This is a genomic window from Lysinibacillus sp. GW823-FHT06C08, assembly GCF_058795135.1.
The window spans coordinates 1,048,978-1,063,142 of sequence record NZ_JBXAHN010000001.1 but is presented as its reverse complement, the minus strand read 5'-3'; the positions used below and the strand labels follow the sequence as shown (position 1 = coordinate 1,063,142).

At 34.6% G+C, this 14,165-nt stretch carries 9 protein-coding genes; 2 read left to right on the top strand and 7 right to left on the bottom strand.

What is annotated here, in order from left to right; all coding sequences use genetic code 11:
* Positions 1-247: 247 nt before the first annotated feature.
* The 7 genes from AC1Q6O_RS04960 to AC1Q6O_RS04930 all read right to left on the bottom strand — a co-directional run bounded on the left by AC1Q6O_RS04960 (position 248) and on the right by AC1Q6O_RS04930 (position 11,363).
* Positions 248-1,153 (bottom strand): NAD(P)/FAD-dependent oxidoreductase, encoded by a 906-nt coding sequence (locus tag AC1Q6O_RS04960; protein ID WP_492401028.1) that lies wholly within the window; start codon positions 1,151-1,153, stop codon positions 248-250.
* A gap of 479 nt (positions 1,154-1,632) precedes the next feature.
* Entirely contained in the window at positions 1,633-5,460 is a 3,828-nt protein-coding gene (locus AC1Q6O_RS04955; RefSeq protein WP_492400960.1) for a chitobiase/beta-hexosaminidase C-terminal domain-containing protein, read from the bottom strand.
* Positions 5,461-5,532: 72 nt separating this feature from the next.
* Positions 5,533-7,407 (bottom strand): S-layer homology domain-containing protein, encoded by a 1,875-nt coding sequence (locus AC1Q6O_RS04950; protein ID WP_492400958.1) that lies wholly within the window; start codon positions 7,405-7,407, stop codon positions 5,533-5,535.
* 505 nt (positions 7,408-7,912) lie between these two features.
* Positions 7,913-8,242 (bottom strand): cupin domain-containing protein, encoded by a 330-nt coding sequence (locus AC1Q6O_RS04945; protein ID WP_043989758.1) that lies wholly within the window; start codon positions 8,240-8,242, stop codon positions 7,913-7,915.
* A gap of 53 nt (positions 8,243-8,295) precedes the next feature.
* On the bottom strand, positions 8,296-9,279 hold the full coding sequence (locus tag AC1Q6O_RS04940; protein WP_492400956.1) for an ABC transporter substrate-binding protein: 984 nt from the start codon (positions 9,277-9,279) through the stop codon (positions 8,296-8,298).
* Between the two features lie 83 nt (positions 9,280-9,362).
* Positions 9,363-10,190, bottom strand: coding sequence for a helix-turn-helix transcriptional regulator (locus AC1Q6O_RS04935; protein ID WP_492400955.1), 828 nt, complete (start codon positions 10,188-10,190; stop codon positions 9,363-9,365).
* Positions 10,191-10,571: 381 nt separating this feature from the next.
* Positions 10,572-11,363, bottom strand: a complete 792-nt coding sequence (locus AC1Q6O_RS04930) for a nicotianamine synthase family protein (protein ID WP_237068748.1) — start codon at positions 11,361-11,363, stop codon at positions 10,572-10,574.
* 323 nt (positions 11,364-11,686) lie between these two features.
* Between AC1Q6O_RS04930 and AC1Q6O_RS04925 the strand changes: the two genes are divergently transcribed.
* Both AC1Q6O_RS04925 and AC1Q6O_RS04920 read left to right on the top strand, forming a co-directional pair.
* Complete coding sequence (locus AC1Q6O_RS04925; protein ID WP_239354319.1) at positions 11,687-12,757, top strand: GerAB/ArcD/ProY family transporter; 1,071 nt, start codon at positions 11,687-11,689, stop codon at positions 12,755-12,757.
* On the top strand, positions 12,750-14,150 hold the full coding sequence (locus AC1Q6O_RS04920) for a spore germination protein (RefSeq protein WP_008174469.1): 1,401 nt from the start codon (positions 12,750-12,752) through the stop codon (positions 14,148-14,150). Before AC1Q6O_RS04925 ends, AC1Q6O_RS04920 begins: the two co-directional genes overlap by 8 nt.
* The last annotated feature ends 15 nt before the right edge of the window (positions 14,151-14,165 follow it).

The window sequence follows — 14,165 nt, the reverse complement described above, 5'->3', positions numbered from 1 at the left end:
TTACGATGATGACACATTTTAGTAGTCGTCATAACATTACGAAGACTACTAAAATGTGCTCAACATACAGGTGAGAGGCAACCAACGGTTCTACACTTTTCAGCTAATTTACAATGAATATGTACCTTTTCTAGTTATTCTATATTTATTTATAGTATAACATATCCAAGTTCATTCTCCGCCAGCTTGACTAGTCATATTCAAAATAGCTGATGAATTTTATATGACTCATCAGCTAACCATAAATTTAAAATCTTTCTATTGTTATATCCATGTTTATGCTTGAAGCAGCCTTAAAGCCTTCCGCAGCTGCAATCATTAAAGAAGAGGGACCACCCTTTTCCGTTTCACCAGCAATATATATTCCAGCCGCAGTTGTTCGTCCAGCACCATCAGTCATAATTGTTCCGTTTTCATCAACTTGACAATTTAGCTGTTTAGCAAATTTATTGGGACGATAAAAACTTGGCACAACAAAACCACCCGCTCTTAAAATATTGTCACCTGTTTCTAATTCAACACTAGATAAGTTACCATCATCCCCATGTAAATCTTTAATAGCATTTGTATACGCCTTAATTTTCTTTTGTTCAAAATCATTTTGAATCTTCTTGGAAAGTTGATGACCATTCGTAAAAACAATTAAATCCGGTGACCAATTAAAAACCAATTTCGTCATATGACTAATATGCTCCTCGTTTTCTGCAATGATAGCCAATGGCTTGTCTCGCAGCTCCCAACCATCGCAATATGGACAGCTAAACAAACTTTTACCATAATATTGTCTGATTTGCGGGAGTGGAAATTCCTCTTGTATTCCAGTAGCTAACAGTATTTTTTCAGTTACATAAGTTTTACTTTCCGAAGTATTGACTAGAAATAAACCAGTTATATCATCTTTAATTATTTCTATGACGGTTTGATCCATCATTGTTATAGAAGGATAAGATTCTATATCTTTACTTGCGAGATTCTTAAATTCTTGTGGCTTTATCCCATCTCTTGTTAAAAAACCATGTGACTCCTGAGTTACACGATTTCGATTTGTTCCATTATCAACTAGTGCAACCTTTCTGCGCGCTCTTCCTAATGTTAAGGCAGCACTTAACCCAGCAGGGCCTCCACCTATAATCATACAATCGTATTGATTCATCATTATTTCCCTCCATATCACAATATATTACAGACCTTTAATATCTGTAATTAAGACAAAAGACATCTCTAATTATATGTATGATATCTTTTTCATTCCATTTGTTAAGCCAATTATATATGAGTCATTGATCTCAATAAAAAAGGATAAAGTTTAGTTGGTTGGGTCTAATCACTCTATTAAGGACTTAACATATCTATAATATCTATTTAGTTTTTTCTCGTCAAATTTTTCGTTTTCATGCCTAAAATACCGACTAAGCACCGTTAGTTGAAGTACATCTATTCACTTTATAAAGGTAATTCTTTTTATCTATTTTATGAAAATGAACCCACTCTCCATTTTTCATAGATATTGATGAGATGAGAAAAGTAAAAGCCACTCCAAATGGGTTTGGAATGGCATACTGATCTTCATGAATATAATCCATGCAGTTTAAATTATTGACATATGCCTAACATTCTTACTGCAAGTAGTTATTACTTAAATTCAATTTCCTCAGCAGAAGCCCCTTTTGTATACGTTATAGTCGCTCCAGCAGGTAAATTACGAATTTCTTTTACATTTTTTCCTTCGATAATAATTTCACCAATTTCCGTACCTTTAAAATCAATAATCGCATTTCCTTTTTTAGGACTGATTGTTACAGTTTTGTCTGCAAATCCTTCACCATGGAATTCGGCATATTGACTAAATACTGAAATTCCATTTTTAATATTAGTATTTTTTCCTAACGTTAATGAAATGCTTGGACGATTCATTATTAATTTACCAGTCTTATAGTTATTAAAGCTATATACATTTTCAGGTACTATTGGTGTTGGTATTTCTTCTTTTCCTGCTTTCAAATCAATTTGAACTAATACAGGGTCATGATCCGATGCTCTCCCCTGCGCTTCTGTAAAGTTCGCATTAATATGAATCAAGTCTATAGCCGTAACGTTAGCAAGATTATTCGAAACTAAAATATGATCCAACACTTGATTGTTCCCTTGGAAGAAGTACGTAAAACGATCAGTCTCTGGGGCTTTATCCACCATATTCGTTAAAACATCACCTTTTAATGTTTCAAGTGCTGGTGTGAATTCAAAGTCATTCATGTCCCCTGCTACAATGATATTTATATCCGGATTGATGGCAAGACCTTCATCGATAAAATCATTGATGGCTTGAGCAAGCTGAAGACGTTTTGTTACTGATTCTAACACTGGCGGCTGAGTTGGTCCCCAAAGTGAACCATCGCCTCCTTTAGAATTTAAGTGCGCTCCTATAATGACTACATGCTCTTCCTGGAATTTGAATTCCGCCGCAATTGGTTTACGTGTATCTGCAAATTTAGTTGGATCAACAAAGCCTGGATTTAAAGCAAGGCTTCCATCTGCTGTCCACCCATTCGCTTGGTCACCCGCTCCCTTTGTACCAGTCACTAAAGAAACACGTGTCGGATTATATAAGTAGCCTACACGAATATTACCACCAGGCGCACCGCCTACTGTATTATTAATAGGCATTACGTCAATCCAATCATAAGCAGGGCCACCCGCAGCTTTAATTGCATTAATTAATCGCATATAGCTTTCAGATGCATCAGCATTTCCTGAATCAATTTGTCCATCATTATCTTGTACTTCGACTAATGTAATAATATCTGGTGACTTCATATTTTTCACAAATGTCGCTGCAATTCTGTCTACTTTTTCATTAGATGTATTGGCAGGATTATTCGAAAAGTTTTCAATATTATAGGAAGCGACATTTAACTTGTCCGCCACTGGTTCAAGATGCGTCACTTCTTGCTGAAGATTTGCCTTTGTCACATCAGGGAAGACTTTATTCGTGTTCAGTCGATAGCCATCTGTAAAGTTTTCTACAAATCCGATAAGTGGATCATTAAAACGATCACCCGAATCATAATTTTTTCCTGCTACCCCTTCAAGCATAATTTTTTCTGGATTATAATCGTCGGCTGCAATATTTAAACCGCCATTCACATTAAATGTATTATTTGTTGTGCTCGGTACAACAATTGGTGAATCATTATTATAAATTGGTCCAATCACTCTCGCATCAGGGAATGATACTCGCATATATTCAATAGATTCCCAAAAATCAATACCATCTTCTTGTGGATCAAAAATAGCAAAGCCATCATTATCAATAATTTTATTTGGTGGGGATAGGTCCTCTCCTATAACAAGTACTTTTGGAACTTCTGCTGCACCTGTTTTTGTGATATTCGTTGCTGAAATTTGCGTATCTCTTAATCGAGAGTTTCCACCCACTTCAGTTACATTCCCTGATACTTTAATAACATCCCCTACAGCTACATTATGTCCCGACTTACTTACCTTGATCGCTGTTGATTTTACGCCATCGAATGTCGAATCGCCCTCTTGCATAATGAAGCTACTTGAATTAATAACGAATGTTACAATTCCTTCTACATCACTTACTGTTAAATCGACATATGGTGATATATGACTTGGCCCTTGAATATCGCTAATTGTGGCATTTTCAGTATCAATAATCTCATAAACAAATGTAGCAATCGCACTATTCGTTAAACCTTCTTTTACTGCAATCGCTTTAATCGTCAACGGTTTATTAACAAGAATTTCCCCTGTATATTTTGTACTAGCTGTAGTTGGTGCTGAGCCGTCCACTGTATAATAAATCGTTGCATCTTCTGTCATGGTAGAAAGTGTAACGTTTGTACCCGCTGTTACCCCACCAACGTGAGAAGCTTTAATATCCTGAACCTTTGTTACATCTTCAATAATGCGAATCGGGAGTAGTTGATGATTTGTATATTGACCAACAATACCGGTAATTTCCCCATACGTTTTTCCACTTACTAAACCTGAGTCACGTGTTTTATCGTAAATAGCAAATGTGCCTACATCATCAGTTCCGGTAAAATTTTGACCTGAACCAGTAATGGCTACATTTTTAATCGTTACTAATTTCGATTCATTGTCTTCTGCAACCTCAATACTTTTAATAATGTTTGCCCCTGGTAGTGTAGAAGGAATAGGCATGCCAACAAGTGAAATATTTGTTAATTGCTTTAGTCCGCTATATTCAGCAACTTGACCTTGCACCGTCACCAAATCGCCGACATTTGCAGTAAGACTATCTACAGGGTAAATGGCAATCGCCGCACCCTCTTCATCTTGAATGTGAGCAGTAGCAGTTTCTAATTTTGCTGTTACAATACCCGATACGATTACTACTTGTCCTATTTCTTTATTACGTGCTTCCGTAATTGAAATAGTGGCTGGCGCATCTTTAACTGTAAAATGAAAGGATTTAATTTCGCTATTGTTTAAGCCAGTTGCTGTAGCAAATGCTTTGATCGTCATTGCTGCATTTACAACAATGCCCGCTGCTGCATCATAAACCTCACTAGCTGTTGACGGTTCAGAACCATCTATCGTGTAATAGATTGTTGCGTTTGGTGTATCTGTAGACAATGTTACTTTTGACCCTGCAAAAACTTCACCCGTTGCTGGATAAGCTTTAACATTCGCTACTTGTGTAGGCTCGTAGTTCCCTATTAATTGGAAGCTTTCCGCGCTTAAGGTTTTTAATTGATAGGTCCCGTTAAAAATGGAAGCAATCCCTGTCACTGTAATTACATCATTGTTATTGAACCCATCTGCTACAAATTGAGAGAATTGATAGCCTGTACGGTTATCATGGCGAATTACTAGCTCGTTATTTTCTGCATCAACGGCTTTAAACTCAAATGTTCCATTCGTACCAGATGACGCTAAATCTTTAATCTTCACATTTTCAAGTGTAATTAATGTACCTTGTAAGCTATCTTCAAGTGGTAGATTCACTATTTGCGGTGCGGGTGCTGTCCCTGTAAAAATACGTTCAATTGTCGGTGAATTAAATTGAACTTCTCCACTATATAAACTCGTTTTCCCTGTGATTTTGACAATATCTCCAACAGCTAAGTTCCCTGCTTCTGTAGAACTAGAGAAAACATAAACCCCTGCAGACTCATCCTGTACATAGAAGGCCTTGCCTCCCCAGCTACCAGGTTTTGTCGTAACGGTCCCTTGAATTTGAAATGTTTGGTCTTTTCCAACAGCTGCACGAGCTTCGGCAATTGTTCCTTCAGTGACTGAAGGATTAGCTGGCTCAGTCTGTTCTGTTGGATCAAGTCCAACAAAGTCAATTGAAGTGGCTTCTGTCGTTTCCGCCTTTACAACTGTTAAGGAAGGCAAAATCATAGATATTATAAGTAAAAATGATAAAGCTATTTTAGAAACGAAATTAAATTCATATTTCTTCATTCGTTAAGCTCCTTATGATTTTTTATCGTTCATCCTTTTCTCTATTTTGCAAAGGAATTTACGTGAAAGTTATTATTCAATTACTGTGTGTCCTTCAACAGTTAATCCATCTAAACTGATGTTTACATTTGGTGCATCAATGATTAAATCTCCTGAAATCGTACCCGTACTACCAGCTGGCATGAAAGTATATCTCCCTTTAGCTGTTGGAGCTGTTATCGTTACATTTCCATTCAAGGTATAACCATTCAAATCAAACATTACTAAATCTGTTAACGTTATATCTATAGTCACTGGAGCCATTAACTTAATTAAATCTCCTGCTTTTGCTTGTTTTAATGCTTGTTTTAATTCTTCAGCATTCTTGACATTAAATTCAATTACTTTTTCTGGTGGAATAACTGGATCGGGTGCTACATTTCCTCCGCCATTGTTTGGAACCCCAGTGCTTGGCGAAGAACCTCCAATAACGGCCTTAATTTGGGAAGCAACTGCTGCATAGTTCGTCATAATCTTTGTTACAGTTGAACCCGCTGGAATCGACAACGTATTGATCATTAAACCTGAACCGATTGTAATTCGAGCATCGGCGTTTAGAACCGATAAATAATTAACTACACCACCAACATTCAACGCTAATTCCACGGCCGTTGAAAGCAATAGTCGTTCAAAATTTACATTTCCAGTCATTTTCAGTTTTGCCGTAGATTCTATTGTTACCTTCTTTACAGCTCCCTCAATATTTATAGCAGAAATAGTAGCTGTAATAATGATTTCTGGAATAACCGAGTTCGACATAATTGAGATATTATTGCGTTTGACATGGACTTTTCCTGTTTGCGAATTTTTGATTGTCAATACAGGTGTAGTTTGACTTGCATTTTTATTTTCTAATGAAGCTTTTGCTCCATCTATGGCTTCTGCTATTATATCGCCAGTAATTGTAGCACCATCAAATGCCACTTTTGCTTTAACATTTGAGCTAATAATTGCATTTCCTGTAATCGATACATTTTTAACTATCACAGCATCTGCGTTAATCGTTATGGAATCGAGCGTTGCATTTGTCTTGAATACAACTTCCTTCCCTGCTGAACCTGCCTTATTTAAAACAACATTATTTACTTTTGTTATAACACCATTTTTAATAGTTGCTGTAATTTCTGCCCCCGTAAGTGCAGCCTTATTTTCAGTGGTAAAGATTGATTTTACCGAATCATCAAAATAATATGTCTTTCCATTAATAGCAATTTCATTCGCCGCATATTCTTCAACTTTAAACGTTACACTTTGTGAAGGTTGGAAAATCGGATGGCCAACAGCTTCTGAACGAGTAATAAATGCAGCCATTTGCCCTCGTGTTACATTTGAAGAACCATCAAATAATGTAGCTGTTTTACCAGTCGTTACGTTGTTTTCATATAAAGCAGCGATTGCTTCCTTGTAATCAGCGCGCACATCTGTGAATGGTAATGAATTTGTATTCGAAGCTTTTAAATGGAAGGCGTTCGCTAAAATTTTTGCTACATGGTTACGCTCAATATAATCGCCCTGACGGAATGTTCCATCTTCATAGCCATCAATAATCCCCTCTTGCTTTAAAGCAGCAATAGCTCCAAAGTATTGATGAGTAGTGGGAATATCTTTAAAGTTGGGATTGCTAACATTCAATGTATCCAGTTCTAATACACTTGCAATAATTTTAGCAGCTTGTCCACGTGTTAAGTTTTGTTCAGGTTTAAATGTGCCATCTTGGAACCCATTAATAATGCCCCGATCATTTAAATTTTTAATGTCGTCATAAAATGGATGCGTTCGATGTACATCCTTGAAGCTACTTGCTTCTGATGCAATCGGTGCTACAACTACTACGGCTGAAGCCGTTAAAGCCATTGCTGTTATTGCTTTTAAATACTTCGATTTCTTCGATTTCCTCCATTTACTCATACTTAGAGTAATACCTCCCGATCCCTATTTAATAAGGAAAATTTTAAATCCAATTAACATTACCAAAATATTGGTTAACATAATAATTTTAACAGAAAAATAATAAAAACATTCTAATTTATTATTAATATTCTAAATACTATGTAAAATAATCCATACTAAACTTTTACAATATGAATAAGAGCAGTAATAACAGTGCTTTTTTCCCGTAACGTTTCATTCAACTATTTCGGCTTATATAACTATGAACAAAAGCGTAAATGTGCCCCCTAGTTCCCACAAACATTAAATGGTTGTAACCAATACATAGGCTCACTTTCTCCTTAATTTTTTACAATGCGATAATCTCATTAACTGTAAAAAGCTGAGGAGTATCATCTACTCGTCAGCGCACGAAATTATGATATGGTTTACTGTAACTAATTAAAGATAGACTAACAACTAACCTACCTCCTTTATTCAATAAAAAAAAGAGCTGACAATGCAGCTCAATTCTCATGTTACGTTAATGACTATCCGTGTCTACTACTTCCTTTGGTTCCACTAACATGATATGACATTCTTTTTCGGCGAAAGGCTTGTGCTCGGGCCCTCCGGGAATAATAATCATCTCCCCTTGAGAAACTTTCACTTGGCCATCGCGAAAAGCAATAAATAGCTCTCCTTCGAGCACAATAAATACTTTATCGGCGCCTTGATGCTCATGCCACATAAATTCCCCATCAATCTTCACCACTTTGAATTGGAAATCGTGTATTTCACCAACAACTTTCGGAGACCAAAGTTCTTTTATTTGAGCTGCACTCTCATTAAGATTAATAGCTTGATAATTCATAGACATCTCTCCCTATTGTTTTATTTGTTTTCCATAGAATTCTACTTTATTTTTTAGTGCTTTTGCAGAGCATCCGTTATATTTTGCAAAGCGTATTCAATTGCTAATGGACCACCCGTAATAGCAGACGTATCCATCAAATAAATATTCCCTTTCTTTACTGCGTTCATATTGTTCCAAACATTATTTTGATTTAACTCACTCATTAATGTTTCTTTTTTTGTTATGTCACCTATAAGGAAAATGTGGTCTGCATGAATAGTTGAAATTCCCTCGAACGCAGAAAATTGATTACTCTTCCCATTGAATGTGGTATCTGGTGTAAGCCCCAACCCCCTTTCTTTATCAAACGCAAGTGTATAAACAGGATTATCTTCACCTAAAACATTAAAAGTTTTTCCATCCCATGACACGATAAGTGCTACTGTCTCTCCTTCAATCGTTTTTAAATCTTGTCGACCAGTTGTAATTGCTTGCAGCATTTTTTCAATTACTTTTTCAGCTTCGTTCTCTTTGCCAATAATCTCAGCTACTGTACGGAGACCATATTGCCAATCTTCATAAATATCCTGGGATTTTAAAGTAATGACTGGCGCAATTTTTTCTAGTGATTCATACAGTTTTTCATGATGTTCTGTTGCTAAAATAAAATCAGGCTCAATCGATAGAGTTTTTTCAATACTAGGAGACAATTTATCTCCTAATTCTTCGGTTGAAGCTAGCTTTCCGTTTAAATAGGCTAAAGAAGATAAATATTCTTTATCTGTAGAAGCAGCAGGAGGCTCACCCAATGCCACTAATATTTCCGGGTAAAAATACCAAAGGGAAGCTATTTTTTCAGGTTTCTTCTCGATCACTATTTCTTTACCCAAGGCATCCTTAATTGTTCTTGGCCAATCATTAGTATCCTGCTGAACCGCTGAAGTAGATGTTTCATTTGTAGATATTTCTTTATTTACAGTTGGTGTTTCATAACAGCCTCCTAGTATTCCTGCTAATACAAGTATTGAAAAACACAGTCCTTTCATCTTTTGCATCCAAGATTCCTCCAACATATTATCTTTGATATGCCATTAGTATAGTAAAGGCATTTATAGATTGGAATGGATGCTTGTTGAAACTAGCATGGATTATTGATGAACTTCTCTCGATACTCTTTAGGGGGAATACCAAATTGTTTCTTAAACACTCTACTAAAATAAAAAGGGTCTTCCATTCCAACAGCCTGTGCAATTTGTTGGACAGGGGCCTCACTTGTATATAGCATTTTTTGCGCCATGTTTATCCGATATTTTAATAAATATTCTGCTGGTCCTATCCCTGCATGTTTTTTAAATACATAAGAGAGTCGATTTCGATTAACATGATTTTGTTCTGCAAGACAAGAAATGGTAAGGCTTTGATAATAATGCTCATGAATATAGTTACATACCCGTTCGAATAAAGTATGTGATTCACTGCTATTTTGACTATTCACCACACATAATAAAGCCTCATTCAGTACATCTCGAAATAGCATCTCGGTTTGAAACCTCGAAATGCCTCCACGCTGATTGTACACCTGCCAAAGACGCAAAATTAATTCGATAAGACGAGGAGATTGTCCAGTCAATAATTCAAAATGCTGATGTGAAAAGCTGGACTCTTGTAGCTCTGTGTTACATATTTGGTATTGAACAAGAATATATTCCCAGTTCGCATATTCAAAATTTTTTTGATCTAGCTTCATATTTGCACCACCATGTACAATTTTTCCTGGTGAAAAGATATACGGGGTGCCATTAAATTGAAATTGTATTTTTCCGTTAAGAGGAAAAACGAATCCAGGAAAAGAATCAGTATATTCAGCATAGGGCACACCAGTGCTTTTAGCATATCGGTATACCCCCTGTACTTGAAATGGAATATGTGCTAAATGCTCTGCTAATTGCTCAACATCGATTTTCAAATTAATTACCTCATTTCAAAATTGTATTTACCGCCTATAATGGTGGAATCCTAGCTGTATGTTCTGTGCGTTTTTGACTACAAACTGTTCCATCTAAGGGATACAGACATAAAAAGCCGATGTGTAAGGTCAATTCCTCTTCCTATGAAATGCAAAAAGGTGGGTTGACGACCTTCGCCTATCCCCACCTTATCGATAATGATTATCATTGTCAATTTGAAATATAACCACCCTTCGACAAATTGGTGGCTTACACTACGTATGAAAAGCTTGAACATAGAACCATTTCTCTAAAAGCCTTTCTAATCATTTTCCATATGTGAACCCTTGCTAAATTCAAAATGCAAATCCATTCTTGTTTGCTTTCAACAATCAATTTCGTTAAACCTTTTGATATAAAATAACATCAAATACATCCTGAGGATGCATAATCTCTTCTACTATATGCCATTTGGTATCATCTACCTTCTGCATCGGATAATTAAAAAGAGACTTTAACCCATTTCCGTAGCGCATAGCAACAAGCACATCTTTATTTGTTACATCGTATAGTTGATCTAAAATGTCATATTTATTGCTGACCGTTGAGCTAAATATAATATGACTAACTTGTTTTATTACTGCGAGCTCCGCTACCGTCTTTTTATCAATTTGAATGGATAAATGATCCCCTAATTTATTGACTACCTGTTTTCCTAATTGAATGGCTTCATCATCAATATCTATTCCAAAAACGTCTGCTCCCGTGCGCTCCGCAACCATTAATAAGGTAATCGGAAAGGATCCAGATCCAATTAAGAGTACCTTCGACTGACTAGTTATTTCAAAATCGCCAAATTCCTTTCCAATACAATTTTCTATGTTACGAAAATAATCTGTGACTGCTTCCTGTTCATGACTTAATAATAACGCTCGATATTTCTCCAAGATTTGCACACAAACAGACGCGTTCATTCTTAAGTTGTCGGTTAATAATAGGATTTCTTTCGATTCCTTCATATTCGCCCACTGTTCTTCATTGTCACGATTTATGATAAAAGAAGAATATTCATCCATTAATTCACACAGCTCAAAATAATTAATCTGTTGCTGCTCCATATTTTGCTGGATAATGAACTGAAATTTCTTATCAAAGTTCAGTAGTTCTTTTAAAAATAACATCCTATCCTTCACTTACCCCACTCCTAATTTGAGAATTAAAGTTCAATATATGCCATGCCTTGTAAAACTATTTCAGCATTTTTAAAGGTATGTGAATTATTTGGCCACTCTTCAAAATTAGGAGGATACAGTGTAAAACAATCAAAATCTATTTTTGATTGTTTTTTTACGTGTATTAATAGAATTATTGCTAGGTTTTCTATGAAACTAGTTTGAATGAGAGTAATATAGGAGCCTAAAAATTGCGAGAGGTGAGTATAGATTTCATTAGAAGCTCCAAGGGGTTAGATGGCAACCAATATGGGCAATATTGTTAGAAGGAGGTTTAAGATAAAATGAATAAAGTTATACAGCCAATCCATGTATATTGTTTGTTATTTTTATCAGTTAGTTTTTTAGCACATTTCATTTTAATTCCTACCATTTTCACAATCGTCGAACGTGAAGCATGGATAAGCGCTTTGGCAAGTTTAATCCCAATATTAATTTTAGCATTCCTTATTTCTAGAATTACCAATAAATTAAATAATACTTCGTTTTTTGAACAACAATTTTCACAAGATAATAGACCACTTTATTTATTTATCATTACTTCATATATCATGTATTTAATTTCATCAACGTTCGTCTCACTCAAATTTACAATTATTTGGGCAGAAGAAAGTTTTAACTCTGATTATCCATATTTTATTACAGTTATTTTATTTATATTATTATGCTTTTATGGTTCCCTAAAAGGGATCAAAACTATTGCTATCCTGTCTTTGATTATTTGTTCACTATACATTTTTTTATTTGTACTCCTCAATTTAGGGAATTCAATGAACAATGAATACGAACTATTATTACCAGTAAATACAAGTAATACTCCGTCCATTTTATGGGGAATATTATACATATGTATTGGTATTTTAGAAATGGGCTTTATTTTAATCGTTTTAAATAGTTATGTAAAAGAGCAAATGAAAAGGACAGGAATACTCGTTTTCTCTAGTATGTTTGTCTTATTAGTTTTTATCGCTATTGTGACTACTGTATCTGAATTTGGCATTTATCTCACTAAAAAAATGCTCTTTCCTATAAACGAGCAATGGAGAGTTTTGTCATTTGGTAAGTACTTTACAAGATTAGATTCTTTATCTGTTCTCCAAATATTATCAATGGCTTTTATTCGTATATGTTTATTTATGTATATTGTGTCATCCTTCTTTAAAAATCGAAAATTTATATTAATTATTGGTTATCTAAGCTTAACAATAGGATTATTAATTCCTTGGTCTGTTTCTGATTTTTTGTCATTTATAAAAAGCACTTATCTTCTTTCTATTTTTTTATTTTTATTCTTTTTTATGACTGTTTTCTACGTATTAGAAAAAAAGCAAAAGGGAGTTCATCATCTTGACTGAAAATAAGGATTTTTTTTATAAAGAATTTGACCACCAATCAGATATAACGGTAAGTAGTAAATTCTATATGTTAAATAACGAAAAACATGAAGTTATATTTATCTATTGCCATAGTTTAATTGATAGTGTACTTTTTTTAAATTCATTATTACCAAATATTAGATTTCTGGCTGAACAAGGAAATTTATATGATGTGGAAATTATAAATCGCTATTTAGAAGTACAGGAGATCCAAGAGTACAGAATGAAGACAGATGAAATAAATAGAAAAATTTTCTCAGGTTTTTTATATTTTTATCATGTTCCATCGAATAGCTTATATTCAACCAATTTAGCTAAACTACCTGAACGATCCATTGAAGAATCAAATATGGAAGTCTCATTAAGAGGGCCTAGAGACGGGTTTGTTGAAAATATAGATACAAATTTTTCTTTAATAAGAATGAGATTAAAAAGTAAAAATTTATCAAGTGACGATTTTACAATTGGCGACACCAGTAAAACAAAAGTTTTATTGCTCTATATTGAGAACTATATTGATCAAAACACTTTAAAAAATGTACAAAACAAACTTAATAAAATAAAAGTAGATAATATTGCAAGTAGTTATCATATTGAAGAATTACTTTATGATAAGTTGACACTCTTTCCCCTCCTTGATTATTCAGGAAGGCCCGATTTTGTAGTAAGTTCCCTCAATAAAGGCCGTTTTGTCATATTGGTAGATGGAAGTCCAAGTTGTTTAATTGGACCTGTAAATTTATTACTTATTTTGAAAGCAGCTGAAGATGATCAAACGAATTTTTTATTTGTGAGTTTTTCACGAATTTTAAGGATTACCTCTTTATTAACAAGTATATTTTTACCTGGGTTTTGGATTGCATTAACTGTCCATCAACTTAACCAGCTACCCTTTCCCTTACTAGTATCCATATCTGCATCTAAAATTGGACTCCCTGTTTCCTCTTCGTTCGAAATTCTTATTATGCTCATTTTTTTTGACCTCTTTCGAGAAGCGGGAATACGCTTACCTAAAGCTGTAGGTCAAACTGTTGCAGTTTTAGGAGGCTTAATAGTTGGGGATGCTGCTATAAGAGCGGGATTTACATCACCATCAACATTAGTAATTGGAGCACTTACCGTTATATCTAGCTATACATTAATTAATCAAAATGTACTAGGCAATGTATTTTTAATAAGAGTCGCAACATTAATAATTTCCGCATTTTTTGGAATGTATGGCTTTGTTTTAAGCGTCTTATTTTTCTTAACATATATCTCGTCATTAGAAAGTTTCGGGCATCCTTACCTTTCTACATTTTATAAAGTTAGTATACCCAATCTTATTAAAGGTTTTTTAAAAATGCCATTTAGAATTAAAATAAAAGACTGACTGTTTTTTCAGTAG

Excerpts from the sequence above, each read along its gene's own strand:
- AC1Q6O_RS04960 (WP_492401028.1), bottom strand. The coding sequence starts at position 1,153 with ATGAATCAATACGATTGTATGATTATAGGTGGAGGCCCTGCTGGGTTA.
- AC1Q6O_RS04955 (WP_492400960.1), bottom strand. The coding sequence starts at position 5,460 with ATGAAGAAATATGAATTTAATTTCGTTTCTAAAATAGCTTTATCATTT.
- AC1Q6O_RS04945 (WP_043989758.1), bottom strand. The coding sequence starts at position 8,242 with ATGAATTATCAAGCTATTAATCTTAATGAGAGTGCAGCTCAAATAAAA.
- AC1Q6O_RS04940 (WP_492400956.1), bottom strand. The coding sequence starts at position 9,279 with ATGCAAAAGATGAAAGGACTGTGTTTTTCAATACTTGTATTAGCAGGA.
- AC1Q6O_RS04925 (WP_239354319.1), top strand. The coding sequence starts at position 11,687 with ATGAATAAAGTTATACAGCCAATCCATGTATATTGTTTGTTATTTTTA.
- AC1Q6O_RS04950 (WP_492400958.1), bottom strand. The coding sequence starts at position 7,407 with ATGAGTAAATGGAGGAAATCGAAGAAATCGAAGTATTTAAAAGCAATA.